The organism is Clostridium sp. (assembly GCF_016650035.1).
Classification (GTDB): Bacteria; Bacillota; Clostridia; order Clostridiales; family Clostridiaceae; genus Clostridium_AD.
Map to the genome: position 1 here is coordinate 1 of NZ_JAENWM010000054.1, position 26,863 is coordinate 26,863.

Annotated in this window: 22 protein-coding genes and 3 tRNA genes; 2 read left to right on the forward strand and 23 right to left on the reverse strand. The window is 32.0% G+C overall.

Going from position 1 to position 26,863, the window contains the following annotated elements; genetic code table 11:
• Window positions 1–60: 60 nt before the first annotated feature.
• From JJD95_RS12905 to JJD95_RS12930, 6 genes are all read right to left on the reverse strand, one after another.
• Window positions 61–137: transfer RNA gene (locus JJD95_RS12905), tRNA-Arg, on the reverse strand.
• 29 nt (window positions 138–166) lie between these two features.
• A tRNA-Gly gene (locus tag JJD95_RS12910) sits at window positions 167–240 on the reverse strand.
• Window positions 241–254: 14 nt separating this feature from the next.
• Window positions 255–330, reverse strand: a tRNA-Pro gene (locus JJD95_RS12915).
• A 189-nt stretch (window positions 331–519) separates the two neighbouring features.
• Window positions 520–990, reverse strand: a complete 471-nt coding sequence (locus tag JJD95_RS12920) for a metallophosphoesterase (RefSeq protein ID WP_291643438.1) — start codon at window positions 988–990, stop codon at window positions 520–522.
• A gap of 38 nt (window positions 991–1,028) precedes the next feature.
• Entirely contained in the window at window positions 1,029–1,625 is a 597-nt protein-coding gene (locus JJD95_RS12925; RefSeq protein ID WP_291643439.1) for an XTP/dITP diphosphatase, read from the reverse strand.
• A gap of 32 nt (window positions 1,626–1,657) precedes the next feature.
• Entirely contained in the window at window positions 1,658–2,632 is a 975-nt protein-coding gene (locus JJD95_RS12930) for an AIR synthase family protein (RefSeq protein ID WP_291643440.1), read from the reverse strand.
• Between the two features lie 93 nt (window positions 2,633–2,725).
• Between JJD95_RS12930 and JJD95_RS12935 the strand changes: the two genes are divergently transcribed.
• Window positions 2,726–4,105 (forward strand): hypothetical protein, encoded by a 1,380-nt coding sequence (locus tag JJD95_RS12935; protein ID WP_291643441.1) that lies wholly within the window; start codon window positions 2,726–2,728, stop codon window positions 4,103–4,105.
• Between the two features lie 19 nt (window positions 4,106–4,124).
• On the opposite strand, the gene JJD95_RS12940 is transcribed toward JJD95_RS12935, so the two are convergent.
• The gene (locus tag JJD95_RS12940; protein ID WP_291643442.1) at window positions 4,125–5,738 is read right to left on the reverse strand and encodes a peptide ABC transporter substrate-binding protein; all 1,614 of its coding nucleotides are present in this window, start codon (window positions 5,736–5,738) and stop codon (window positions 4,125–4,127) included.
• 170 nt (window positions 5,739–5,908) lie between these two features.
• Here JJD95_RS12940 and JJD95_RS12945 point away from each other — a divergent pair, with 170 nt between their 5' ends.
• Entirely contained in the window at window positions 5,909–6,157 is a 249-nt protein-coding gene (locus JJD95_RS12945) for a hypothetical protein (protein ID WP_291643443.1), read from the forward strand.
• Window positions 6,158–6,231: 74 nt separating this feature from the next.
• Here JJD95_RS12945 and ligA read toward each other — a convergent pair whose 3' ends face one another.
• The 16 genes from ligA to grdD all read right to left on the reverse strand — a co-directional run.
• Window positions 6,232–8,226 carry an NAD-dependent DNA ligase LigA gene (ligA, locus tag JJD95_RS12950; RefSeq protein WP_291643458.1) on the reverse strand — a complete coding sequence of 665 codons (1,995 nt, stop codon included), beginning with the start codon at window positions 8,224–8,226 and terminating at the stop codon, window positions 6,232–6,234.
• A 135-nt stretch (window positions 8,227–8,361) separates the two neighbouring features.
• Window positions 8,362–10,611 (reverse strand): DNA helicase PcrA, encoded by a 2,250-nt coding sequence (pcrA, locus tag JJD95_RS12955; RefSeq protein ID WP_291643444.1) that lies wholly within the window; start codon window positions 10,609–10,611, stop codon window positions 8,362–8,364.
• Window positions 10,612–10,833: 222 nt separating this feature from the next.
• Window positions 10,834–11,136 carry a YerC/YecD family TrpR-related protein gene (locus tag JJD95_RS12960; protein WP_291643445.1) on the reverse strand — a complete coding sequence of 101 codons (303 nt, stop codon included), beginning with the start codon at window positions 11,134–11,136 and terminating at the stop codon, window positions 10,834–10,836.
• Window positions 11,137–11,306: 170 nt separating this feature from the next.
• Window positions 11,307–11,543 (reverse strand): preprotein translocase subunit SecG, encoded by a 237-nt coding sequence (gene secG, locus JJD95_RS12965; protein WP_291643446.1) that lies wholly within the window; start codon window positions 11,541–11,543, stop codon window positions 11,307–11,309.
• A 134-nt stretch (window positions 11,544–11,677) separates the two neighbouring features.
• On the reverse strand, window positions 11,678–12,973 hold the full coding sequence (gene eno / locus JJD95_RS12970; RefSeq protein ID WP_291643447.1) for a phosphopyruvate hydratase: 1,296 nt from the start codon (window positions 12,971–12,973) through the stop codon (window positions 11,678–11,680).
• 117 nt (window positions 12,974–13,090) lie between these two features.
• Window positions 13,091–14,623 carry a 2,3-bisphosphoglycerate-independent phosphoglycerate mutase gene (gpmI, locus tag JJD95_RS12975; RefSeq protein ID WP_291643448.1) on the reverse strand — a complete coding sequence of 511 codons (1,533 nt, stop codon included), beginning with the start codon at window positions 14,621–14,623 and terminating at the stop codon, window positions 13,091–13,093.
• A gap of 24 nt (window positions 14,624–14,647) precedes the next feature.
• Window positions 14,648–15,394: a triose-phosphate isomerase gene (gene tpiA, locus JJD95_RS12980; RefSeq protein ID WP_291643449.1), complete on the reverse strand. Its 747-nt coding sequence runs from the start codon at window positions 15,392–15,394 to the stop codon at window positions 14,648–14,650.
• A 23-nt stretch (window positions 15,395–15,417) separates the two neighbouring features.
• A complete protein-coding gene (gene pgk / locus JJD95_RS12985; protein WP_291643450.1) occupies window positions 15,418–16,614 on the reverse strand; it encodes a phosphoglycerate kinase in 1,197 nt (398 codons plus the stop codon).
• Between the two features lie 241 nt (window positions 16,615–16,855).
• Window positions 16,856–17,863 (reverse strand): type I glyceraldehyde-3-phosphate dehydrogenase, encoded by a 1,008-nt coding sequence (gene gap / locus JJD95_RS12990; RefSeq protein WP_291643451.1) that lies wholly within the window; start codon window positions 17,861–17,863, stop codon window positions 16,856–16,858.
• A gap of 78 nt (window positions 17,864–17,941) precedes the next feature.
• On the reverse strand, window positions 17,942–18,976 hold the full coding sequence (locus tag JJD95_RS12995) for a sugar-binding transcriptional regulator (protein ID WP_291643452.1): 1,035 nt from the start codon (window positions 18,974–18,976) through the stop codon (window positions 17,942–17,944).
• 144 nt (window positions 18,977–19,120) lie between these two features.
• A complete protein-coding gene (gene rpoN, locus JJD95_RS13000; RefSeq protein WP_291643459.1) occupies window positions 19,121–20,491 on the reverse strand; it encodes an RNA polymerase factor sigma-54 in 1,371 nt (456 codons plus the stop codon).
• 161 nt (window positions 20,492–20,652) lie between these two features.
• Window positions 20,653–21,585 (reverse strand): ABC transporter permease, encoded by a 933-nt coding sequence (locus JJD95_RS13005; RefSeq protein ID WP_291643453.1) that lies wholly within the window; start codon window positions 21,583–21,585, stop codon window positions 20,653–20,655.
• The gene (locus JJD95_RS13010) at window positions 21,578–22,684 is read right to left on the reverse strand and encodes an ABC transporter permease (protein WP_291643454.1); all 1,107 of its coding nucleotides are present in this window, start codon (window positions 22,682–22,684) and stop codon (window positions 21,578–21,580) included. The genes JJD95_RS13005 and JJD95_RS13010 overlap by 8 nt, the downstream gene beginning before the upstream one ends.
• Complete coding sequence (locus JJD95_RS13015; RefSeq protein ID WP_291643455.1) at window positions 22,677–24,218, reverse strand: ABC transporter ATP-binding protein; 1,542 nt, start codon at window positions 24,216–24,218, stop codon at window positions 22,677–22,679. Before JJD95_RS13015 ends, JJD95_RS13010 begins: the two co-directional genes overlap by 8 nt.
• A gap of 212 nt (window positions 24,219–24,430) precedes the next feature.
• A complete protein-coding gene (locus JJD95_RS13020; RefSeq protein WP_291643456.1) occupies window positions 24,431–25,558 on the reverse strand; it encodes a BMP family ABC transporter substrate-binding protein in 1,128 nt (375 codons plus the stop codon).
• A 359-nt stretch (window positions 25,559–25,917) separates the two neighbouring features.
• On the reverse strand, window positions 25,918–26,863 hold a 946-nt coding region (gene grdD / locus JJD95_RS13025; RefSeq protein WP_291643457.1), incomplete at its 5' end, for a glycine/sarcosine/betaine reductase complex component C subunit alpha.

The following is a 26,863-nucleotide window of genomic DNA, read 5'->3' on the forward strand; positions in this document are numbered from 1 at the left end:
GAACCCACGACAACCAGAATCACAATCTGGCGCTCTACCAACTGAACTACTCCCACCATATGGTGTGTCTTAAGGGATTCGAACCCCCGGCCCACGCCTTAGAAGGGCGTTGCTCTATCCAACTGAGCTAAAGACACGTATGTATATTAATATGCATAAACATATTTGGAGCGGGTAGAGGGAATCGAACCCTCGTAATTAGCTTGGAAGGCTAACACTCTACCATTGAGTTATACCCGCATGTTAATTTTTAGTGGTCGGGGTGACAGGGATTGAACCTGCGACCTCATGGTCCCAAACCACGCGCGCTCCCAGCTGCGCTACACCCCGATATACATTAAACCTTCATATTATAATGTTTAATGTTCCAAATTAACTTTGACCTCACAAAGATTTAAAATGATTGTTTTTTTGTGACGACATGGATTATTCTACACCATATATGCTAATACGTCAATACTTTTTTTAAAGTTTTCCTGTTGAATATTGCAATAAATTGTCCCACGGTATTAACCTATACTAAAATCTTGTTAAAGTTGGATTTATGACCCCTCCATCAATATTAATAATAGCAAAACTCCGCGCTCCATCTCTTGGCTCAGATGCACTACCAGGATTTATATACCATATGCCCTCTTCAAAATCTATTTTTGCAATATGAGTGTGCCCATATAAAACTATGTTAGCCCCTGTTTCTAATGCCTTATATCTTAATTTGTGCAAATTTTCTTTTACACTATATTTATGACCATGAGTTAAAAAAATCTTTATCCCAGCAATATCTTCTACCCGATCATATGGTGTTTTAGTGGAAAAATCACAATTACCTTTTACATTAATTATTTTACCCTTGTAATGCCTCTTTATAATTGATATATCATCTACATTATCACCTAAGTGGATTAGCACGTCCACTGCCTTTATTTTCTCTCCTAGCAGCTCTATACTGCTATCATTTCTATGTGTATCACTTATAACACCTATGCGCATTAAAAACCACCTTGTCCTTCAATAAAATATTACATTTTTTATATTAATCTTTCTAGCTCGCTTTTTAATTTACTTAGCGCTCTTCCCCTGTGACTAATAGCATTTTTTTCTTCTGGGCCCATTTGAGCAAAAGTTTTACTTGCTTCTTTTACAAAGAATAAGGGATCATATCCAAATCCTTCTTCTCCTCTAAATTCAGCTGTTATTATCCCTTCAGTTTCCCCTTGCACTTTTACTATTTGATTTTGATTTATTATAAGTACCATTGCACAAATAAATTTAGCTTTTCGCTGTTCTTCTCTTTTACCATCCAAAAGAGATAGTAATTTATTATTATTTTCACTAGTATTTCCATGTTCTCCTGCAAACCTTGCTGAAAAAATACCTGGAGCTCCATTTAAAATCTCTACTGATAATCCTGAATCATCCGCAAGTACCATATCCCCATGGGCTATTTTAAAAATCTCACTAGCCTTTATTTCTGCATTTTCCATAAATGTAGTTCCTGTTTCCTCTACATCGATATTGATATTAGCTTCTTTTAAAGATAACACCTCAAAAGGAAATTGTGATAATATTTGTTTTATCTCTATAATTTTATGTCCATTATTGCTGGCAACTATTAATTTCTTCATTATTAACCTACCTCTCTTTTTGCATATAATGGTTATATACTAAATAACTCATCTCTAGTAGGTGGTAAAACATCTCTTTCAGTATTTTCGGTTACGAGTATACCTCTAGCCTCAGTGATGTTTCCTATTATCGTAGACTTTATGCCTTTACTATTTAATTTATCTACTAACTCTTTACCACTAGTAACTGTTATTAACATACTTCCCGATGATATGAATTTCAGAGGATCAATATGAAGTTTTTCACATATTTTATATGTTATATCACTAATTGGCATTTTATTATTGTATACCTTAAATCCTAAATTACTAGCTTCTGCTACCTCCCAGAGTGCTCCTAGCACTCCCCCTTCTGTTATATCATGCATTGCATTAACTCCAAACTCTCCTGCTATAAGGCCTTCATTAACCACACTAATACTATTTACATAGTCTTTTGCTATTTCTATCTCTTTAGGAGTTAATACATCACATAGCTTATGTAAATGATCATTTACTATAATTGAAGTTCCCTCCATGCAAAGTAATTTGGTAACAACAATATCATCACCTATCTTCGCTCCTGAAGTTGCTACTGCACACCCTTTTTTCCCTTTACCTATGGCAGTGCATGAAACTACTATTCTATTAACAGCCTCTGTAACCTCAGTGTGCCCACCTAATATTTCCACATTGTGTTTCTTGGTCTCTTCATCTATTTCTGCCATTATATTTTTTATATCTTGAAGAGTAGCAGTTGGTGGTACTAGAATTGTAACCAAAATACCCACAGGCTCAACTCCACAAGAAGCTATGTCATTGCAATTTATATTAACTGCAATTTTACCTATATTTATATCTGCTCCCGTTATTGGGTCTGTAGAAACGATGCATTCATACTCACCAAAATTTATGACACTGCAGTCTTCTCCTATTCCGCTTCTAATTCTTACATCCGAACGTACAACACTTTTATTGCCGTCAATTATTTGTTTTAAATCATCCCAATTAAGTTTTCCAACTTTCATTTAAATTCTTCCTCTCTAATTTAATAAAACTAGCACATTTTAACAAATCAAATCATATTATTTATATAAGGACTAATATATGGTGGTGATATTTTGAAATTTATAGGACCTTTTTTAAGAACCAATACATTAAACAAAAAAAACATAAAAAATCAATTTTTCTACTTATCAAAAGAATCATTAAAAGATATAGTTTTTGGGTCAAAATGTGGAATATATATTCCCGCGCGTGATTTGAAATCTAAATCCTTTTCTAAGATTGATATTAACACAATTAGTTTAAATTCTCCACTCTTATGTATTTATAAAAAAGCAGATGCTAAATTAAAATCTCAGGAGGGTATGTTAACCTGGAATGAAAACAAAGTAAAAAAAGAAATAACAATTAATAGTAATGCATTCATGACCTTATCTCTATTAGAAATGGCGGACTATTATAGTAGCTTTAAAGACATTGACGATAATAAATATGCTCTAAGCTCTACGTACCTTAAACTTTGCAAAGAACAACTAGAATTTTATGCTTCCTATTTCCGAAACAAAGATGGTCTGTTTGTTGATAAAAAAGATTTAACCGACCCTCTAAACCAAGAATTTAACTTTGAAGACAAAAACAATAAATTCAAATTTTCTGATCAAGCATTTATGATGGCAGCTTACTACAAATATTCTTCTTATGACAAAAGCAAACACGAGGATGAATACAAAAAATTCGCTCTAGATATCTTAAATATGTTTGTTCAATATAAAGAAGAAATTTATAATTCCTCCTTTGAAGAACTTAATAAGATATGTCTCGCCTTAAATGTTTTTTACAAGTACTCCGGCCTTGAACAATGCGAAGATTTATTAAAAGATTTTTCAGATTTGCTAATGGAACAATATAACGCTAAACCATCTATAATAATTAACGCTAAATTGGATTATTCCTGTATGCTTTTTATAAATTGTATGCTTATGTATAATAATACTCACTTTCACAAATTTAAAGAAACTAGTGACGATTTATATGAAAAGCTTACAAAATTATATGAAAGTAATAAAGGCATTATCCTAAAAGAAAGTAATGATAAAGAAATAACTTATACTTGTGATGAAATACTACTATACATGTACAGCCTAATGCTATATTCTGATTTTAATAATATGGAAGATAATTCTTCCATGCTTCAAGATATTTTCAAGAACCAAATTTTAGATTCAGGTTTGGTTTTAAGTTGGCCAGATGTTCCTTCTTTAGATAATGTGGAACATTACAGAAATTCTTCATTAAAATCAGAAGATTTGATAGGAGATGAAGATTTCAGAATGCCTAGTATACCAGCACCTGAAAATAATGAACTCGCCTCAATATACATTAAAAACATTGTATATAACAAAAAAAAGGAGAGCTTTAAGCAAAGTAAATCCTCTTTTGATAGTAGCAAAAATATGTTTATATTCTTTTTAACAATATTTTTCCGAAACAAATAACATTAAGTCTATTAAGGGATTACTTAGCAGTAGTCCCTTCCTCCTTATAAGCATAATCAAATACTAAATTTCCATTTTTAGTGGTATATATATCTTTAATATTCTCTCTTTTGCATATAACGGTATTTCCAATGTATACAGGTATGCATGGCAAATCTTTCGCCAATGTTTGTTGTGCCTCTTTATACATCTCTATTTTATTCTTATTATTATTCTCCATAATTGCATTTCCAATAATTTTATCATATTCTAAATTATTATATCCATAAATATTATATGATGAATTTGATGTCCATCTACTAAAAAATTTATAAATATCCCCATACTCATCGTCAATTTTCGAAAATACTATATCATAATTGCCATTCGCAAGCACCCTTTGAAGCTCATCTTTTTCATATCCAGTGCAAACTACATCTATATTTAAATTATCATCAATGTATTTGGCTATTTCCTTGCTTATCTTAGCATCAAAGTTTTCACTTTCATAAATCATAGTTAATTTCTTTTTATCAAAAGTACTGTTTTTTAAATACTCTTTCCCTTTATCTCTATTTCCAAACACATTAAAAATCAATTTACTGTTATCTACATCCACCCCACTAAACTGTGTGTAGTTTATAGCTGGAACCGCTAAATCTTTTGATATAGTTTGTATAATCAGTTCCCTATCTATTGTAGAGCTAATTGCATTTCTAAAATTCAAATCTAATATATCTTCTTTATCCGCTTCATTTTTAGTTTTTAAATTAAATATCAGATAATACATGCTCTGTGATGGTATTACTTCAGTTTTGTTTTCCATACTAAGGGAAATCACCTCACTTATTGGCGGACTTACAAATACATCAATTTTTGATGTAGAAGTAATCTCAGCAGTTTCAAAATCTGCTAAAGCTTTCTCCTCATCTTTTATGGAAGTAAAGAGCATTTCATTACTAACAATCTCTTTAGCTCTCCAGTAATCCTCATTTTTACGTAAAGTTATCTCGGCCTCTTGATTTACATCTTTTATAATAAATGGGCCACTATATTTAATTTCTTCATAATTATCTTTCCAGTTTTTTAAATTTAAATTATTTTCCCTTAAAGTAAAAACTGGATTACTAAGAATGTTTAAAAAATAATCATTAGGGCTATTTAGCCTTATTTCTAAGGTTAAATCATCCTTTGCTACAATAGCAACTCCATCAACATTTACTTTACCCATACTAAACTCCTCAGCTCCAAATATACAATATAACTCTTTAGCATAAATATTATTTTTTTCTAATAGTGTATCGAGAAAAAACTTTACAAAATCTCTAGCTTTTATTACAGTCCCATCACTATAATGGATATTTTCTCTTAATTTAAAGGTATATCCTATTTTATCCTCTGTAATATCATATTTTTCTGCCATAGCAGGGACTATTACTCCATATTTATCTTCTCGAACTAAACCCTCAAATAACGCTAATAACAAATCTTTTTGTCGTGCATCATCATTATCCGCCATAGACAAATCAGGTGGTAACTCCCCTAAATTATAAACCAAGTATTTTCTAGAAGTTGAAGGTTTCACTTTCTTTTCAACACATCCACTTGTTAACATCATCATAAATATTAACATTATACATAATAATTTTTTCATACATACCTCCTACTTTCACACTACTCAAAGTATTGACTTCTTATATATGAAATAATCAATAATATAATAAAATCATTGAAAACAGCTTAGCTTTTTGTGGTTTAATTATGTTATACTATATTTATCTAATTACATAATTTATGTGATTAAAAGTGTATAAGGGGGGTTCTATGTTAATCATAACTATTCAAATAATGGCTATACTTACCATGTTAACTTTTATGTTTATAGGAATATGGGGTTTTATTCTTTTAATTAAAATATATAACCAGTTAAGATATAAAAATTATTTAATGGAGAAACTTATACAAAACACCTCTAAATTATCAGTAACCCATGAAAATAAAGAATGTGCTAAAGATAATGTTAAAATAACAAATACTTTTAAACCTAACGGAAAAGAAATATTAGAATCATAACATAAAAAACGTCTACTTTATGACGCATTAAAAAGAGCATCGATTAACTCGATGCTCTTTTTGTACGTCTTTAACTATTTTAACATATTTGCAAGTTCCTCTTCAGTTATAACTGTTATTCCAAGCTTTTGTGCTTTTGTAAGCTTACTCCCTGCATTCTCTCCAGCTAACACATAATTAGTTTTACTGGATACAGAACTTGCTACTTTCCCACCATGCTTTTCTATCATAACTGTAGCCTCATCTCGCCCCATAGAAGTCAGTGTACCAGTTACAACAAAAGTTAACCCATTAAACACAATATCGACCTGACTTGACTCTTCTACAGCCATATTTACACCATAATGTTTTAACCTATCAATTATTTCTCGGTTTTTATCATCCTCAAAAAACTTTAGTATACATAAGGCACTTATTTCACCTATATCAGAAACGTTTTGCAATTCTTCCAAAGAAGTATTTTTTAAATCTTCAATAGATTTGTAATTTTTCATTATACTTTTTGCTGCTACCTTTCCAACATTAGGAATTCCAAGGCCCGTAAGCAGTTTTTGAGCTTCATTATTCTTTGATTTATTTATAGCTTCTAGCAACTTATCCGTATTCTTTTCTTTCCCTATTATCCCCTGATTTATAAGTTCCTCTCGGTAATTAAAAAGTGAATATACATCCGCAATATTTTTAATATATTCCAAACGTATAAGTTCCTTGATATATGCTTCCCCAAAACCTTTTATATCCATAGCATTCCGACCAACAAAATTAATTATGTGTCTTTCTAATTGGGCCAAACAATTAGGGTTAGTACATTTTATGTCAGCTGTATCTTTTTCACGTACAGTTGGTGTCCCACATACAGGGCAAATGCCAGGAATTGTAAATCTATTTAATTCGTAAGCACGTTTTTCTTTCACTACATACTTAATTTTTGGGATAATCTCTCCTGATTTATATACAACTATTGTATCTCCAATTCTAATATCTAAATCATCAATAAAATCTTGGTTATGGAGGATTGCCCTAGATACAGATGTTCCACATAAACGTATTGGCTCAAATATTGCTGTAGGAGTAATTCTTCCGGTTCTCCCTACTGATACTTCAATATCGATTAATTTTGTTTCTTTTTCTTCTGGAGGGAATTTATAAGCTATAGCCCATTTAGGAAATTTCGAAGTATTTCCAAGTTCTTTTCTATCTTGCAAGTTATCAATTTTTATAACAACTCCATCAATGTCATATGCTAAGTTGCCTCTTTGCTCTCCTATAGACTCAATAGCATTCCACACTTCATCAGCTGTTTTACATTTCACATAATTCTCAATAACTTTTACACCTTGTTTTTTTAACCATTCATAACTTTCAGTATGTGTTTCAAATTGAATTCCCTTTGCATCTTGAACATTAAAAATAAATAGAGATAGTTGCCTTTGCTTTATTATTTTGCTATCCAGCTGTCTTAAAGTACCCGCAGCACAGTTCCTTGGATTGGCAAATATCTTTTTTTCTAATAACTCCTGCTGTTCATTAACCTTATTAAAGGCTGCTGTCGACATATATACTTCACCACGAATTTCAAGGTAAGGAATAGGATCTTTAAGTTTTTTTACAACGTCTGCAATTACTTTAGCATTCTCAGTAACATCCTCACCTTGAATTATTCCATCCCCTCTAGTCACGGCTACAGTTAATTTACCATCTACATAGCGCAGCGACATTGACAAACCATCTATTTTAAGTTCAACAACAAAGGTTGGTCCCTCTAGTTCTTCAATCTTTTTATTTACATATGTGTAGACATCTTCTTTTGTAAATACGTCTTGCAAACTGAGCATTGGGACATTATGTTTTACTAATACCCCAGCTTTTCTTTTAGCATTTCCACCTACAGTTTGAGTTGGGGAATCTATGGTGATAAGTTCTGGATATGTTTTCTCCATTGCTTTAAGATTAAGCATTAATGTATCGTATTCATAATCTGATATCTTGGGATTATTTTCGTTGTAATATCTATCACTATGGTATTTAATTATCTTTTTAATTTCGTTAACTCTATCTTCTACATTCATAATGCTTAAGGACTTAGACTGCATTCCTTCACTTTTATCCATAAATTACACCCTTTCCCACAAAATATAAACACTAATTTTACTTATACAAATAAAATAACTAGCATACTCACTAGTTATTCTACCCAATATTACCTATAACATTTCTATAGGTGCTTTATTTAATATCAATTTTTTTATTCCCATATTATCAAAGGCTATTGAAACTAAAGCATCTCCACCAGAATTCGAAATTGACACAATGGTACCTATTCCAAATTTACTATGTCTTACTTTTCTACCTACAGTCGCTTCGGTTTGCTGTCCTAAACTATTTTCTTGCGCCGTAACTGAAAGGTAATCATTTACAGATGTTTTATTTTCTGTAGCAGTATGACTTAAAAGCCCATGAGGATTATAAGCTGCTGGAGCTTTAGTTTTCTTTCTTCTTAACACTTCCACAGTCCTATTATTAGCTCCCATAACAATTTCTTTTAAATTCGGAGAAATTTCACTTATAAAATCGGAAGGTGGATATCCAACAATTCTTCCAAACACCATTCTACTCTCAGCCGAACTTATATAAAGCTTCTCTTCTGCTCTTGTTATAGCAACATAACATAGACGCCTTGATTCTTCCATTTCAGTAGGGTTGTTTATAGAAGACAGACCTGGGAATAATCCATTTTCCATACCTACCATAAATACTACTGGAAATTCTAACCCTTTTGCACTATGCACCGTCATCATTCCCGCAGTTTCAATAGTTTCATCCGGGTCATCAGTTGTTGACCCTAAACTTACCCCTTCTAAAAAAGTTAATAATGATTTATCTTCTGAGGTTTTTTCAAATTCTACAGCGTCCGATACTAATTCCTTTATATTTTGGACCCTACTCTCATCCTCTGGTTCCTTAGAATTTTCTAAATGTTTTAAATATCCTGTATCATCTAAAATAGACTTAATAAGTTCAGACACAGGTATTTCTTCATTCTTAGCCATAAAACTATTCATAAGGCTAACAAATTTAGTTATAGATGATATATTTCTAGTTGTAAGTGTTGGTATTGTATCTACATCTAGAACCGCACTATACAAGCATTGCTCTATACTAGTAGCAAATTCTTGGACCTTTTCTATAGTTGCGTCACCTATATTTCTTTTAGGTACGTTTATAATCCTTTTTAAAGCAATATCATCAAGAGGATTATTTATAACTTTTAAATATGCCATTATATCCTTTATTTCTTTTCTATCATAGAACTTTAATCCTCCTACTATTTTATAGGGAATTAAATTTTTTCTGAAACTTTCCTCGAAAATACGAGATTGGGAATTCATCCTATATAAAATAGCAAAATCCTTGTAGCTCCTATTTTCTTCCTTCATAATTGTTTTAATCTGATTTGCTACAAAATTAGCCTCGTCTCTATCTGAAAAAGCTCTATATAAATTTATTTTTTCTCCTAGATCTTTTTCAGTCCTTAAAGCCTTATCTTTTCTCTGCGAATTATTTTTTATGACTTCATTAGCTGCCATAAGTATATTGCCTTTAGACCTATAATTTTGTTCAAGCTTAACCACCTTCGCGCTTGGGTAATCTTGTTCAAAATCTAAGATATTGGTGACATCCGCGCCTCTCCAAGCGTAGATGCATTGGTCATCATCTCCAACTACACATATATTTTCATTTTTATCTACTAAAAGTCTTACAAGTTCATATTGCGCTTTATTAGTGTCCTGATATTCATCCACCATAATATATTTGAATTTCGAATGATAAAAGTCCAAAACTTCTTTATTGTTCTTAAGAAGTTCTACCGCTTTGAAAATTAAATCATCAAAATCCAGCGCATTATTAGCTTTTATTTTTTTCTGATAAAGAAGATAAACATCAGCAACTTTATTTTTTCTGAAATCATGTTCATTTTCTTTTTTATATCTTTCTGGAGAAATAAGTTCATTTTTAGCGTTTGATATCTTATTTAAAATTTCTGAATCCGTTAAATCTTTTTCGTTAATATTAAGTTCCTTTGTACACTGTTTAACCAAACTTTTTTGATCATAACTATCGTAAATAGTAAAATTCTTATTATATCCTAGTTTATCTATCTCACGCCTAAGAATTCTAACACAACTTGAATGAAAAGTAGAAATCCACATATTATCGGCTATATTTCCTACAAGTGATCGTACTCTGTCTTTCATTTCACCAGCAGCTTTATTAGTAAAAGTTATTGCTAAAATCTGTGATGGATATATATTTAAATCCTGTATCATATGTGCTATTCTATAGGTTAAAACCCTGGTTTTTCCAGATCCTGCGCCAGCTAGTATTAAAAGCGGACCTTCAACTGTTATTGCAGCCTCGCACTGCTCTTTGTTTAACAAACTTTGTAAATCCATGAAACCACTCCTTATATTTTAGTAATACTAGCTACATTTAGCATTACTACTATTTAACTACAAACATACCTATAATTATATCACAAACTTAGATAACTTAAACAATTTTAAAAATAGAGACGGTTAATTTATGCCCACTCCTTTAATAATAGTTAAGTCGAGTGAATATATGTTAACCGTCTCTTTTTTTCACAATTTGCAATCACATAAAAATAAGTATATTTATTTATTTTGATTCAAACGCCCTAATATAAGCTTATATCCATCACTACCATAATTCAATGACCTATTTATTCTACTTATAGTGGCAGTACTAGCCCCTGTAGTACTCGCTATATCCAAGTACGTTTTTTTATCTGCTAGCATTTTTGCTACTTGTAGTCTTTGTTCAAAAGCTTTAATTTCATTTATAGTGCATAGATCTTCAAAAAAACTATAGCACTCTTCTTTTGTTTGCAAACTTAGAACTCCCTCAAAAAGAAAATCCATATCTTTACTTTGTAATTTAGAACTATATTCGCTCATCATCTTTCACCTCTAATAATCATAGATTACTTTATACAATTCTATCATTTATATTGCATTTATACTGTTAGAACTTAAATAAATAAAAAAATTGCAGTTTATTAAAAATCATTTAAATAAACTGCGGTGTATTGTAAAATATCTATTTAATTATGATTTAGATAATAATATTATTTAACTAAATTTAACATCAATGTAGTTATAAAAAAACAAATTGCAGCAACTGTTGTAACTTTTACCATTACTGATTCAAAAGTTTTTATCTTGTTTTTTGTAAAATGAGTTTCAGAAGCTCCTCCTCCTCCTACAAGGCCACTTAAGCCATCTGATTTACTCGGTTGCATCATAACTGATACAATTATAGCAATTGAAGATATAACCTCTAAAACCATTAGAAAATTATGCATATGTACACCCCCTATTTATCGAATACCTAATTATTGTATTATTAAGTTAAGTTTAACACAATTTCACTAAGAATACCACTTTAAATAAAGTGTAAGAGTATAGCCTATAAAGACTATACTCTTACTAAAATTAATTATTTGTTGATGTTATAAAATGTTTTCATACCTCTGTATTCAGCTGCACCCTCTAATTCTTCTTCTATTCTTAATAACTGGTTGTATTTAGCAACTCTCTCGCCTCTAGCTGGAGCACCAGTTTTAATTTGTCCTGCATTCACAGCTACAACGAGGTCAGCTATAAATGAATCTTCAGTTTCTCCTGATCTATGAGAAACTACTGTAGTAAATCCAGCTCTTTCAGCCATTTCTATAGCATTTAATGTTTCAGTTATTGTACCTATTTGATTTAATTTTATAAGAATTGAATTTGCAACTTTCTTCTCGATTCCCATTTTTAATCTATTAGTGTTAGTTACAAATAAGTCGTCTCCAACTAATTGAACTCTATCACCTATTTTATCATTTAAGTATTTCCAACCTTCCCAATCTTCTTCAGCCATTCCATCTTCAATAGATATAATTGGATATTTATTAACAAGATCTACATAGTAATCAGCCATTTGCTCTGGAGTTAATTTTCTTCCTTCTGAGGCTAAATTGTATTTTCCATCTTCAAAGAATTCAGAAGATGCTGGATCAAGAGCTATAAATATATCTTTTCCTGGAACATATCCAGCTTTTTCTATAGCTTCTACTATAATTTTTATAGCTTCTTCGTTTGATGATAAGTCTGGAGCAAATCCACCTTCATCACCAACACCAGTTGATAAACCTTTAGCTTTTAATAATGATTTCAATGTATGGTATACTTCTGCACTCATTCTTAGTGCTTCACTGAATGAAGTTGCTCCAACTGGCATAACCATAAACTCTTGTAAGTCTACGTTGTTGTCAGCATGACTTCCACCATTCATAATGTTCATCATTGGAACTGGTAGAACTTTAGCGTTTACTCCACCAATATATTGGTATAATCCAAGTCCTAATGATTCTGCAGCAGCTCTAGCACAAGCGAGTGACACTCCAAGCATTGCATTAGCACCAAGTTTCCCCTTATTATCTGTTCCATCAAGAGCTATCATTGCTTTGTCTATAGCTACTTGATCATATACGTTCATTCCAATTATTTCATCAGCTATTTCATTGTTTACATTATCAACAGCTTTTAAAACGCCTTTACCATTATATACATCTTTGTCTCCATCTCTGAGTTCAACTGCTTCATACATACCAGTAGATGCACCTGATGGCACTGATGCTCTTGCTAGTGTTCCATCTTCTAGTGTAACTTCAACCTCAATAGTTGGGAATGCTCTTGAATCCAATATTTGTCTTGCAAATACATCAATAATTTCAATATAGTTTTTCATAATTTCATACCTCCAAATTTTTTTTGATCTATTATATCCTAAGTATAATTAAAATAATCCAATAATACGTGGAAACTTAATGGACTTAGGTAATATTAATAAGTAATATTAACCTTTTTAAAGTGTTATTAGTGATTCTCCTGTCATTTCCTTTGGCACAGGAAGGCCCATAGCCTCTAAAATAGTTGGAGCAATATCAGCTAATATTCCATTGTCCTTTAGCCCTTTACCATGGTTTGAAATATAGGTAAATGGAACTAAATTTGTAGTATGTGCTGTCATAGGTTTTCCTGAAGAAAAGTCAATCATTTGCTCAGCATTACCATGGTCTGCAGTTATAAATACTGTACCATCTTTGCTTAAAACATTCTTAACAATTTTACCTAGACATTCATCTACTGTTTCTATAGCCTTTTTAGCAGCTTCAAAAACTCCTGTATGTCCTACCATATCTGGATTAGCATAATTAAGTATAATCATGTCATAAATACCAGAATCAAGTCTTTTTAATAATTCATCAGTAACTAAATATGCACTCATTTCCGGCTTTAAATCGTAAGTAGCTACTTTGGGTGATGGAATAAGAGCTCTATCTTCATTGCTATTTGGAGCCTCAACCCCACCATTGAAGAAGAATGTCACATGAGCATATTTTTCAGTTTCAGCTATTCGGAGCTGTTTTTTGCCAAGGCTACTAACATATTCACCCAGCGTATTTTTATAACTATCAGATGTATATGCTACAGTTACATCTTTCATAGTTATATCATATTGTGTCATGCATACATAATTTAAATTCAGTGTTTTTCTTTCAAATCCAAAAAATTCTCTATCATTTATTGCTCTAGTAATTTCTCTTGCTCTATCTGGTCTAAAATTAAAGAATATTACACTGTCATTATTCTTTATAGCTGACACTGGCTTACCATTTTCCATAATAACAGTTGGAAGAACAAATTCATCTGTCTTGTTATCGTGGTAAGCACTTTTAACTGCTTCTATTGCTGATGAATTCTCCTCACCTTTAGATAAAATCATAGCATTATAGGCAAGTTCTACTCTTTCCCATCTCTTATCTCTATCCATAGCATAATATCTACCCGAAACAGTAGCAATTTTTCCTATTCCAATCTCATTCATATATTCTTCAAGTTCTGCTATATATTCTAGTGCTGAACCTGGTTGCACGTCCCTACCATCTAAGAAAGCATGAACATAAACATTTTTAGCTCCCTTATCCTTAGCAAGCTTTATGAGTGCTTTTAAATGATCAATATGAGAGTGAACTCCTCCATCAGATAATAATCCTAAAAGATGCACTGAAGAATTTGAGTCTATAGCTTTATCTATTGCTTCAGTAAAAGCAGTATTTTTAAAGAAGTTCCCTTCCGCAATTTCTTTTGTTATTCTTGTAAGTTCTTGATATATAATTCTACCAGCACCTATGTTTAAATGACCAACTTCTGAATTTCCCATTTGCCCTTCTGGTAGCCCTACGTCAAGTCCGCTAGCTCTTAATTCTGTACTTGGATATTTTTCCACTATTTTATCATAGTTGGGTTTATTTGATGCAATTACTGCATTTCCATCTATATTATCTGATATTCCAAACCCATCTAGAATCATTAACATTACTGGTTTCTTTTGCATTTTTGTTCCTCCCACCCATTGCACCTAATAATTTACTATTCCTGCAAAATCTTCTGCTTTAAGGCTAGCTCCGCCGATTAATCCACCATCTATATCTGATTTACCCATTTGTTCACTTATAGTTGATGGTTTAACTGAACCGCCATATTGAATTCTAAGTTTTTTTGATACATCAGAACCAAACATAGCTCCAACTACTCTTCTTATAAAGCCAATTGTATCATTAGCTTGATCAGCAGTTGCAGTTTTTCCTGTACCTATAGCCCAAATTGGCTCATAAGCAATAACTAAGTTTTCAACTTGTAATTTTGTAAGTCCTTGTAAATCTAATTTTAATTGGTTTTCTAAGACTTTTTCTGTAATATTTCCTTCTCTGTCTTTAAGAGTTTCACCAACGCAAAGGATAGGTAATATATTATGGTTATAAGCAGCTTTAAGCTTTTTATTTACAGTTACGTCAGTCTCATTGAAATACTGTCTTCTTTCACTATGTCCAAGTATTACATAATCAACGCCCATGTCTTTTAACATTCCTGGTGAAACTTCACCTGTAAAAGCTCCATTTTCTTCAAAATGCATGTTTTGAGCTCCAACTTTTATGTTTGTTCCCTTAACTGCTTTTATTACTGCATCTAAACATAAAAATGTAGGACAAACTACAACATCACATTTTGCATCTTTAACTAGTGGTTTTATTCCCTCTATTAAAGTTATAGCACCATCTACAGTTTTATTCATTTTCCAATTTCCTGCAATTATACCTTTTCTCATGGTAACCCCTCCCAATATTATATTTATTTATTTGTAAGTGCTTCAATTCCTGGTAAAAGTTTACCCTCTAAGAATTCAAGGGATGCTCCACCACCTGTAGATACATGAGTCATTTTTTCTCCAAAACCTAGTTGATTAACAGCCGCTGCACTGTCTCCGCCACCTATTATCGTAGTTCCATCAACTTGTGACATAGCCTCTGCTACAGAAGTAGTACCACTTGCAAAATTAACAAATTCAAATACTCCCATTGGTCCATTCCAAACAATAGTTTTCGCTGTACTTATAGCACCTTTAAACATTTCACAAGTCTTAGGTCCAATATCAAGTCCCATATACCCATCCGGAATATTTTGGTTTTCAGTAACTATTGGCTCTGCCTCAGAAGAAAATCTATCTGCAACAATATGATCAACTGGTATTAAGAATTTAACTCCCTTTGACTCTGCTCTTTGCATCATATCTTTAGCATATTCTACCTTATCTTCCTCAACTAGTGAACTTCCTATAGAATAACCACTAGCTTTTAAGAAAGTATAAGCCATTCCTCCCCCAATAATTAAAGTATCTACCTTTTCAAGCAAATTAGCAATAACATCTATTTTGTCTGTTACCTTAGCTCCACCTAAAATCGCAACAAAAGGTCTAACAGGATGATCTACTGCTTCCCCTAAGAATTTTAATTCCTTTTGAATTAAATATCCACATACTGAAGTCTCAATAAACTGTGTTACTCCAACAGTAGAGCAGTGAGCTCTATGAGCTGTTCCAAAAGCATCATTTACAAATATATCTGCAAGGGATGCTAATTCTTTAGAAAAATTTTCAATATTTTTAGTTTCTTCTTTTCTATATCTTGTATTTTCTAATAGTATAACATCTCCGTCTTTCATTTTTGACACGGCTAATTTCACACTATCACTAACTACATTTGGATCTGCGGCAAAAACTACTTCACTTCCTAGCATTTCACTTAATTTTTTAGCAACTGGTGCTAGCGAAAGCTCCGGTTTTGGCTCACCACTTGGTTTTCCAAGATGTGAACATAAAATAACTTTTGCACCCTTTTTAACTAAATAGTTTATTGTAGGCATCGCGCCTACTAACCTATTTACATCTGTTATTGCCCCATCTTTTAATGGCACATTAAAATCACATCTCACTAGAACCTTTTTACCTTTAACTTCAATATCTTCTATTGTTTTTTTATTGAATTGCATACACATTCTCCTCTCATATTGTTTATACTAAAACTTGTTTAACATCATCGCATATGATGATTTAACTTATAGTAATTATACTAAACTTTAGTAATGCTAGTGGTAAAGCTTATATTATATTCTAATATAATGTAAAATTATATTTAAAAAGGCCTAGTTCCATAGAGTAACTATAAAACCAGACCTTGATATTATATTTACAGTTTTATGGTAAAATTAAATTTTATGAAAAAATCAAATTTTATAATCTTTCTGCAACAAATTTAGTTAAGTCTGCTAATCTGTTAGAATAACCCCATTCGTTATCATACCAAGAAACAACTTTAACCATATTATCTCCAATAACCATAGTTGACATTGCATCAATTATAGAAGATCTTTCGTCTCCTCTGTAATCAATTGAAACTAATGGTTCTTCAGAGTATCCAAGAATTCCTTTCATTGTAGTTTCAGAAGCCTTCTTAAACGCCGCATTTACTTGTTCTGCAGTAACATTTTTTGAAAGTTCGCAAACTAAATCTGTACATGAAACTGTTGGAGTTGGAACTCTTAATGAGAATCCGTTTAATTTCCCTTTTAATTGTGGTAAAACTAATGCTACAGCTTTTGCTGCTCCTGTAGTAGTTGGAATCATTGATACAGTAGCTGCTCTAGCACGTCTCATATCATTGTGTGGAGCATCTAATAATCTTTGATCTCCAGTATATGAATGAATTGTAGTCATAAGCCCCTTAACTATTCCAAACTCTTGATCTAAAACTTTAGCAAATGGTGCCAAGCAGTTTGTAGTACATGAAGCATTTGAAATTATATTATGTTTTGATGCATCATATTTTTCTTCGTTAACACCCAAAACTATTGTTATATCTTCATTTTTAGCTGGTGCAGATATAATAACCTTTTTAACTGTTCCGCTTACATGTGCATTAGCTTTAGTTGCATCTGTAAAGAATCCTGTACATTCTATTATTATTTCTGCTCCAAGAGAACTCCAATCAATGTTTTTTGGTTCTCTTTCTGCAAATATTTTAATTTCATTTTCATTAACAACTATTGAATTTTCTTTAGCTACTACAGTTCCGTTAAATTTACCATAAAGTGAATCGTATTTTAAAAGATGTCCTAGTGTTGCAGCATCTGTTAAGTCATTGATTCCTACTACCTGTAATTCTGTAGCGTAGTTTGCAACTAGTGCTTTAAATACATTTCTTCCTATTCTTCCAAATCCATTAATACCTACTTTTATCATATTGACAAAACCTCCTAATTTTTAATAAAACAATTATATGTAAATATATAATTCTTTAAAATCAAAGCATTATATAGTTTACTCTCTTTTCTCAATAATATTAGTAATTTCTTCCGCTGCTGCCTCATCAATTATAAGAACTGTGCTTGAAGCATTGGTTTCAGTCGCAATAATAGCTCTAGCTTTATTTTTTCCACCCGCTACTGCAATTAGTATTTTGATATTTTTAATGTCTTCGTTTTTTACACCAATAGTAGGTGTAGAATAAACTATTTTCCCTAATTCGTCAAAGTAATGACCAAAAGCTTCTCCTACGGCACCAAGTTCTTCTAATTTATTTATAATTTCTTCAGAAAGTCCTCTTTTCCTAGCCATATCCTTAGCGATTCCTATACCATAAATAAGAACTTCAGCATTTTTAATTTTTTCCACTATGTCTTTTATACCTTTTTCATTTAATATGGTTTCAAGTGCACCATTACTCAAATTATCAGGTACATGAAGTAATTCGTAATTTCCACAAATCTTATTTGCAAGTCTTGCCACTAAGGTATTAGCCTCAATTTCAAGATTTCTAGACATACCACCTCTTGCTGGAAGCACTAAGATGTTATTATATTTACTTGTTTTCGGAAAATTTTCTACAACTTCCTTAACTGTGGATCCGCCAGTTAAAGCAATTATAGTATTATCTTTTATAATACCCGATGCATAACTTGCACCTGCCTTACCTAGTTCTTTAAGTACACTTTTATCAATTTCTACGTCTCCGGGAACGACTATAACTTGTGAGAGCTTTAAATGCTTCTGAATAAACTCCTCAATTTTAGACAATCCTTTAATTTCATGAATAAAATCTTTTAGCTTACTTATTATTTCTTCTCCATCCGTTGTCACAAACATACCTGATGCATTAATCTCAATTAAGTTCTGAGATTTTAAAAAGTTTATTTCATTTCTTACTATTCTCTCACCTAGGCACAAATCACTTGCTAATATTCTTCGTCCTATAGGTTGATTATAATATATGGTCCTTAGTATGTTATATCGTTTTTGTAGAACTTCTATTAATTCTGGCACTACTTTTTGCTGTAACTTTAATATATCTTGCATTTGAACACCTCTCTGGACTTTCTGAGTCCCAGCATACAATTTTTGCTCCCACCTATATTATAACTCAAATACTAACTTTTTTAAATTAGTATTCGAAAAAACATGTTAACATTTTGTTAACGAGGCCCTTTTGTATGCATCTCATTAAAATCTTTTTCGTTTGCTTGAACTTTTAATCATAAGTTCATCTCTATATTTTGCTACAGTTCTTCTTGAAATATTCATTCCTTCTATATTTAGTTTATTACAAATAATTTGATCCGATAGTGGCTTCTTTCTATCCTCATTATTCACCATCTCTTTAATAGAAGTCTTAATGTTAATTGTAGATATATCCTCGCCACCTACAGCTGATGTTATTCCATTAATAAATAAATCTTTTATTTTAATAATTTTACCATTATTTACACTTACATATTTCTCTCTAATTGCGCGACTTATAGTAGATTCATGCATTTCCAAATTACTCGCAATAATTTTCAGTGTCATTGGTTTTAAATATTCGGCGCCGTTATCAAAATAATCCTTTTGTACTGATAAAATTTCTTCCAAAACTCTATATACAGTATTTTTCCTTTGTTCAATACTTTTAATAAGAAACATTGCGCTATTAAGTTTATCTTTTACGTATTCTACCGCTTCCACATCTTTTTCTTCTTTAATAATTTCTTTATACATTGAATTTATATTTAATTTAGGAAGCACATCTTCATTCATAGAAATAAAGTACTCATTATCTATCTTTCTAATGTAGGCATCAGGTATAATATATTTAACGGTCTCCCCAGTATAAAAGCCTCTTGATGGCTTGGGCTCTAGTGTTTTTATAATATCGCCATATTTTTGAACATCAGCTGTTGTAACTTTTAGTAATTTTGCTATAGCAGTATATTTATTTTCTGCCAAAAGTTCTAAATAATTATCTGCAATTTTATAAATATTCTCATCACTGTTACCCAGATTATATAATTGAATTCTGAGGCATTCTTTTAAATCCCTAGCTCCAATTCCTTGCGGCTCTAAAGATTGAAGAATTTCGAGTGCAGTTTCAGCATTTTCAATTGATATTGCCATTTCACTGCATATATCAGATAATTTTACAGGTAAATATCCTTTTGAATCTAAATTTTCAATCATATATTTGCATATATTTAATATATTATTTTTTTCAGTGATTAGACCTATTTGTTCATTAAGATAATCTTTAAGAGATTTTTCCTGGGCAATATAATAAAAAGGTGAAATTTCTTCTTTTTCAATCTTTACACCGTAATTCTTTCCTTTATAGTCATCCTGCTCAAGGTATTTAATTATCTCTTTAAAATCCTTTACATCATTTTTATTGTTTTTAATATTTTCAATTTGCTTTTCCTCAAGTACCGGGTTTTCTTGCATCTCTTTATCCACATATTTCTCTAGCTCATATGAGGACATTTGAAGAAGTTTAACTGATAACTGCATTTCCTGCGTCATTATTAATTTTTGTTCTTGGATTAAATTTAAACCAAAATTAATGTTCATTCATCTTTCACCTCATCCTAACCAATATTAATAATTATACCATAGGCCGGAATATAAATATAGATTATGAGTTAAGCTAGAATTTAAAAAAACTCAGAATAAGCTTCTGCCATAGCAGAAAACATAAACTGAGTTTTTAATCTTTAAAATAAATATTATCTTGATCCTTTTTCGTAAGGCTTACCACTGGCTAAAGGTCCTGTTGTTTTACCAACAAATCCTGCAAGTGCAAGCATAGTTAGCACATATGGGATAGCAGTGTAAACTTCTGATGGTAAATTCCAGCTAAGTCCTTGTGCAAAAATATTAAATGCAGAACCAAAGGCAAATAATAAACTAGCACCCAGGGCTCCAAAGGGTTGCCAATTACCGAAAATAACAGCTGCTAATGCAATAAATCCACGACCTGCAACCATTCCTTCTCTATAAAGTGGAGTTATTCCTAGTGATAAGGCCGCTCCGCCGAGTCCCGCAAGCATTCCTGATAAAATAACACACAAATACCTTATTTTATAAACATTTATTCCCAAAGTATCTGCAGCCATTGGATGTTCTCCTACCGCTCTAATTCTTAGTCCGAGTGGTGTTTTATAAAGTACATAGTGTGATATAAATACTAAGACAATTGCTAATATAACAAACCAATTTAGACCAGATATAAATTTACCTATATATGGTATATTCTTAATTCCTTCTGGTATGTTATATGAAAGTCCTGTTACTATATCCGTTTGACCACCCTTACCTTCAAATAACTTAAATATTAAGAAACTAGCAAGGGCCGTAGAAAAAAGATTTATTGCAGTACCTGAAATAACTTGATCCGCACGCAAATGTATGCTGAGCACAGCATGTATTGCACCCATAACTCCACCAGCTATAACACCAAATAATATTCCTATTAAAGGGCTCCCAGTCTTATAACTTCCATATACCGAAAAGAATGCGCCTATTACCATCATACCTTCAAGACCGATATTTACCACACCTGATTTTTCAGAAAATATACCACCAAGGGCTGCAAGAATTAGAGGCGTAGCTATTCTTAGAGTTTGCGCTAGCAAATTTATTAAAATGTCACTATTCATTTGTAATCGCCACCTTCTTTTTCTTTTCAGAGAAGTATTTAACAATATAATCTGTAGCTACAAATATAATAATTATAGCTTGGATTAAATAAACTATTTCTTTTGGTATTCCATTTAATTGGAGAGTTCTAGAACTACTATTTAATGTTCCGAATAAGAGAGCTGAGGCTATACATCCAATAGGATTACTCTTTGCAAGGAGTGCCACCGCAATACCATCGAAACCATAAGACGGAAGTGCCATAAAGTCTTTTACGTTTAGAAGAACGCCTGCAACATGTGTTGCTCCACCAACTCCTGCTATTGCTCCAGAAAGCACCATAGCTAGTATAGTGTTTTTTGCTACATTAATTCCGCCATACTCTGCAGCATGTGGGTTTATACCAACTGCTCTTATTTCATATCCCACAGTAGTTTTCCATAAAAGCCAAAATATAAATATAGCTACTGCTATGGCAAGAAAAATACTAATATTAGCTCCACTGCCTGCAACAAACCTTGGCAGCTGTGCGCTTTTTTGTATAGTTTCAGTTGTTGCTTTACCTGATACTCCAAAGCCAGTTCTTAATATAAGAAAATTAGCAAAAGCCATAGCTATATAATTCATCATAATTGTATTGATTACTTCATGGGTCCCAACTTTCGCCTTTAAATAGCCAGGTATAGCTCCCCATAATCCACCTGCGGTAAACCCAGCAAGAATAATTAATATCCCATGAATTACTGGATTTAACCCTGGAATAGTTCCTACAAATGCTCCTGCTAGCATTCCAAGTATAAATTGCCCAGCAACACCTATATTAAATAGGCCACATTTAAATGCTACGGCATTTGCAACTCCTGTAAATATCAATGGCGTAACTTCTGAAATAGTAACAAAGGCTACCCTTTCATTCCCAAATCCACCTTTATATATAAGTCCGAATAAATCCCCTAGTGCTGAAAAATACTGTAATATAGAATATCCTTTTGCCCACATTACAAAGAACACAGCAACAAATATAGAAACAATTATAGAAAAGAAAGGAAACGCAAGTGCTTTAAATGCATTCTTTACTATATTAATAAAAGTATTATTTTTATTTTCTACTTTATTCATTGTCTTTCTCTCCTTCCGGTGTTTCTTTAAGGGTACCACCAGCCATAAGTATACCAAGTTTTTGTTCTGTAGCATCGATTCTATTAAGTATATCTACTATTTTTCCATCATACATTACCGCTATTCTATCTGATAATGCCATTATTTCATCAAGTTCTAAGGATAATAAAAGTACTGCCTTACCCTTATCACGCTCCTGGACTAATCTTTTGTGAATATATTCAATTGCGCCAACATCAAGACCTCTTGTAGGTTGTGCGGCTATTAGCAGTTCTGGATCTTTAGAAATTTCTCTAGCTGCTATAAGTTTTTGTTGATTACCACCTGATAATGATGATGCATTTACATCTGCATTTGGCGTTCTAATATCAAATTCACGGATAAGCTCATCACAATGTTTCCTGACTTCAGTGTAATTCATTACTATGCCCTTACTAAAAGGTGCATTCCTATGAATTCCAAGTATTGAATTTTCAAATATTGAGTAATCTAATATAAGTCCTCTTTTCTGTCTATCTTGTGGTATATGACCCACACCCGATAACATAATATCTCTTGGTGACATGCCGTATACATCCTTACCATTTATTGTAATGATTCCACTCTTAGGTTTTCGAAGTCCCGTTAAAACCTCTAAAAATTCTGTTTGTCCATTGCCATCGATACCAGCAACTCCGAGGATTTCTCCACCATATACTGTTAAATTCAAATTATCTACCGCAGGCAACTTTCTTTGGTCAATTGCGCATAGATTTTCAATTTTCAATATTTCACCTTTAATAACAGCGGGCTTTTTGTCTATAGTTAGATTAACTTTTCTTCCTACCATAAGTTCTGCTAGCTTGTCTATGCTTGTTTCTTTAGTATTTACTGTTCCGGTTACCTTACCTCGCCTTATTATAGTAACTCTATCACTCATACTCATAACTTCTTTTAATTTATGAGTTATAAGTATTACTGATTTTCCTTCTTTTTCAAGGTTATTAATTATAATTCCAAGTTCCTCAATTTCTTGTGGCGTTAAAACCGCTGTAGGTTCGTCTAGTATTAAAATTTCAGCACCTCTATATAATGCCTTTAATATTTCTACCTTTTGCTGTTGCCCTACGGAAATATCCTCTATAATTGCAGATGGATTTATTGCAAACCCATATTTTTCCGATATTGATTTTACATCGTTTACTGCCTTTACCATATCAATTTTAAAACCCTTTTTAGGTTCAACACCCAATATTATATTTTGGGTTACAGTGAAATTATGCACAAGCATAAAATGTTGATGAACCATCCCTATCCCGAGTTTTATAGCATCATTCGGTGTATTAATATTTACTAAGTTACCGCTTACATAGATTTCTCCTTTTTCCTGTTTATATAGTCCATAAAGAATATTCATAAGAGTTGTTTTCCCCGCGCCATTTTCGCCAAGAAGAACGTGTGTTTCGCCTCTTAATAGTTCGAAATCTACACTATCATTAGCAATGGTTCCCGGGAAAACTTTTGTTATCCCTTTCATTTCAATTACCTTTTCCATTTGCTTTCCTCCTTAAAAAGATTACTCATCACCTGAGGTGCTGAATTTATGAAAGCTTATAATTGCGTGGTAATATTTTCACCACCTGGGAGGTGGATGATTACCTTTTAATACTAATAAATACCATTATTCCTAGAAAGAGCTAGATGTATTACATCTAGCCCTTGTTGTACATTTAAAATCACAAATTAGTAATCAATAATTTACAATAATTATTTTGATATGAAATCCATTGCTTCTTGTCTATTTGTTGGAACAACTATTTCTCCTGATATAATTTTTTCTTCGTAAGTTTTAACTAAATCTAAAACATCTTTTGGTACATTATTACTAGATGTTTCAGCTATTCCTACGCCTTTTTCTTTTAATCCAAGACTAATAACTGTGCCACCTTTAAATGTACCATCAACTATAGATTTAGATACGTTATAAGTTGCAGTGTCAACTCTTTTCATCATACTTGAAAGTATAACGCTAGCATAATCTGGAACTGTTAATGATTGATCCATATCTACTCCGATAGCCCATACTTCTTTTCCAGCGTCTTTCAATTCTTTAGCTGCTATAAATAAACCTATTCCAACTCCGCCTGCTGCATGATAAACTATGTCACAGCCATCATTATATAATGATTTTGCGAGTTCAGATCCCTTTACAGTATCTTCAAAACTATCAGCATATCTTACTGTTGCTCCTGGTGTTAATTTCGTAGGATCTGTACTTGTACTTAATAAACCTTTAGCAGCTTCAGGATTAACTGATTTAACACCAGCCGCAAACCCAGTTTCAAATCTATTTATTAAATCAAAATCTTTTCCACCAATAAATCCAACTTTATTAGTCTTAGTCATCTTTCCAGCGATAACTCCCATTAAGAAAGAACCTTCTTGTTCTTTAAAAGTAATTGAAGCTACGTTTGGTTCTTCAACAACTGAGTCTATAATAGCAAAATTAGTGTCAGGATGATTTTTAGCAGCCGCTGTTAATGCATCTGCCATTTGATATCCAATTGCAAAAGTTAAATTTGAACCTTCTTCAACTAATGCTTCTAAATTTCCTGAATATTCTTCTTTACTTTTAGATTCAATCGGCTTGTAAACGAAGCCATCTTCTTTTTTAGCATCTTCAACCCCTTGATTTGCAGATTGATTAAATGATTTGTCATTTAATCCACCTTCATCAGTAGAAAGTCCTATCACTATACCGTCTCCTGCAGCTTTTGACTCTTCTACTTTTGGTGTTTCTGGTTCTTTAACTTCATTGTTTGTTCCACAGCCCACAAACAATGTCGCAACTAAAGCCACCGTTGTTAGTATGGCAATTACCTTTTTCTTATTCATAATAATACCCCCTATAAATAATTAATTAAAACATGTTATTGTGTAGCAAATGTAATATTCTATAAAAGTTAAAAAAATCCTCTTTATTTGCATAGATTCTTTTAAATTCTTATACATGTTAACGGTTACTTATTTGTCAAAAACTTAAAAGATAACATACATTTTAAAATATATGTTAAATATGTTTCTTATAGTCCTTAAAATAAATTATATACGAGTTTTTTATTAATAGCAACTACTTATTATATAAATATTGTTTTATTTTAAACATATTTTGTAAAATAAAAGGAAACTATCACTATTAATTTAATGTGAGTTTCCTTTTATAATTTTCAATTTATCAGAACGATAAGTAATTTTCAATTCATAAATTCAGCTTTCTTTAGAATTTCAATTGCCCTACTTGAAGCTTCTTCTGGAACTAAAACTATTGGTCCTGTACAACCCATGCCACTTTCAGAATAAATCCCCTCTTTCCATAAGCACTTGCAAGCATCTTCGAGTTCTAGTATATCTATTCCAGCGATAGCAAATGTAACAACCACTTTCTTTGGCATAACTACTTCATCTTCTCTAGCTACACTTTCCGCCTTTTTAATAACCTTATTTATAGCATCTTTTAAACCTGCACTATTAGCTTTATAAAATTCATCTTTTGCTATAAGAAGAACATTATTTTCTGCGCAAATAGCACAATATTTTAAAGCTTCGGCTATTAATGGTGCTCCTGAGGATCTGGAAACTATATTTACAAGTTTATCATAATTTTCTCCAACACCAGGTCCATATCCAGCACCTATGGTTTCATAGTTACCCCCTGTAGTGAACGCTGAGAAAGTTTTAACTAAAAGGTTACCAGTAAGCGAGTCACAAACCATAACATCTGGTGTTCCAGAGAGTAAATCGTTTCCTCTCATAACGGAACCTCCCTCAGCTCTTAAAGAGTCTGCAAATTTAAACTCATATCCATTAGTTTGTACTTCTCTTAATGTTCTTTCAACTTGTCTTGCTCCATCTAAATTCAAGATTCCAACAGTTGGTTTTTTTATTCCTGTAGCTTTAGCTGTAGCAATACCAGAAATCGCATTAAGTACCATGCCTTCTACTCTATTTACAGATGCAGTCCCAGTAGTGGTAGCGAGTATCATGTCACGACCTTTTCCAGGTGTTACTATTTTCCCAACTGTAGATACTCCTATAGGAAAATCAAAATGTTGAGTTACACATCCGCTTAAATTACCATTTTCTAATTCTTCTGTCATTCTTTTATGACCTTCCTCAGCAGTGGCGACTTCTATAATTTCA

Excerpts from the sequence above, each read along its gene's own strand:
- pgk (WP_291643450.1), bottom strand. The coding sequence starts at position 16,614 with ATGCAATTCAATAAAAAAACAATAGAAGATATTGAAGTTAAAGGTAAA.
- eno (WP_291643447.1), bottom strand. The coding sequence starts at position 12,973 with ATGAAAAACTATATTGAAATTATTGATGTATTTGCAAGACAAATATTG.
- gap (WP_291643451.1), bottom strand. The coding sequence starts at position 17,863 with ATGATAAAAGTAGGTATTAATGGATTTGGAAGAATAGGAAGAAATGTA.
- JJD95_RS12995 (WP_291643452.1), bottom strand. The coding sequence starts at position 18,976 with ATGCAAGATATATTAAAGTTACAGCAAAAAGTAGTGCCAGAATTAATA.
- JJD95_RS12930 (WP_291643440.1), bottom strand. The coding sequence starts at position 2,632 with ATGAAAGTTGGAAAACTTAATTGGGATGATTTAAAACAAATAATTGAC.
- JJD95_RS12945 (WP_291643443.1), top strand. The coding sequence starts at position 5,909 with ATGTTAATCATAACTATTCAAATAATGGCTATACTTACCATGTTAACT.
- JJD95_RS12960 (WP_291643445.1), bottom strand. The coding sequence starts at position 11,136 with ATGAGCGAATATAGTTCTAAATTACAAAGTAAAGATATGGATTTTCTT.
- pcrA (WP_291643444.1), bottom strand. The coding sequence starts at position 10,611 with ATGGATTTACAAAGTTTGTTAAACAAAGAGCAGTGCGAGGCTGCAATA.
- tpiA (WP_291643449.1), bottom strand. The coding sequence starts at position 15,394 with ATGAGAAAAGGTATAATTGCAGGAAATTGGAAAATGAATAAAACTGTA.
- ligA (WP_291643458.1), bottom strand. The coding sequence starts at position 8,226 with ATGAATGTAGAAGATAGAGTTAACGAAATTAAAAAGATAATTAAATAC.
- JJD95_RS12920 (WP_291643438.1), bottom strand. The coding sequence starts at position 990 with ATGCGCATAGGTGTTATAAGTGATACACATAGAAATGATAGCAGTATA.
- secG (WP_291643446.1), bottom strand. The coding sequence starts at position 11,543 with ATGCATAATTTTCTAATGGTTTTAGAGGTTATATCTTCAATTGCTATA.
- JJD95_RS13005 (WP_291643453.1), bottom strand. The coding sequence starts at position 21,585 with ATGAATAGTGACATTTTAATAAATTTGCTAGCGCAAACTCTAAGAATA.
- JJD95_RS13020 (WP_291643456.1), bottom strand. The coding sequence starts at position 25,558 with ATGAATAAGAAAAAGGTAATTGCCATACTAACAACGGTGGCTTTAGTT.
- gpmI (WP_291643448.1), bottom strand. The coding sequence starts at position 14,623 with ATGCAAAAGAAACCAGTAATGTTAATGATTCTAGATGGGTTTGGAATA.
- JJD95_RS13010 (WP_291643454.1), bottom strand. The coding sequence starts at position 22,684 with ATGAATAAAGTAGAAAATAAAAATAATACTTTTATTAATATAGTAAAG.
- JJD95_RS12940 (WP_291643442.1), bottom strand. The coding sequence starts at position 5,738 with ATGAAAAAATTATTATGTATAATGTTAATATTTATGATGATGTTAACA.
- JJD95_RS13015 (WP_291643455.1), bottom strand. The coding sequence starts at position 24,218 with ATGGAAAAGGTAATTGAAATGAAAGGGATAACAAAAGTTTTCCCGGGA.
- JJD95_RS12925 (WP_291643439.1), bottom strand. The coding sequence starts at position 1,625 with ATGAAGAAATTAATAGTTGCCAGCAATAATGGACATAAAATTATAGAG.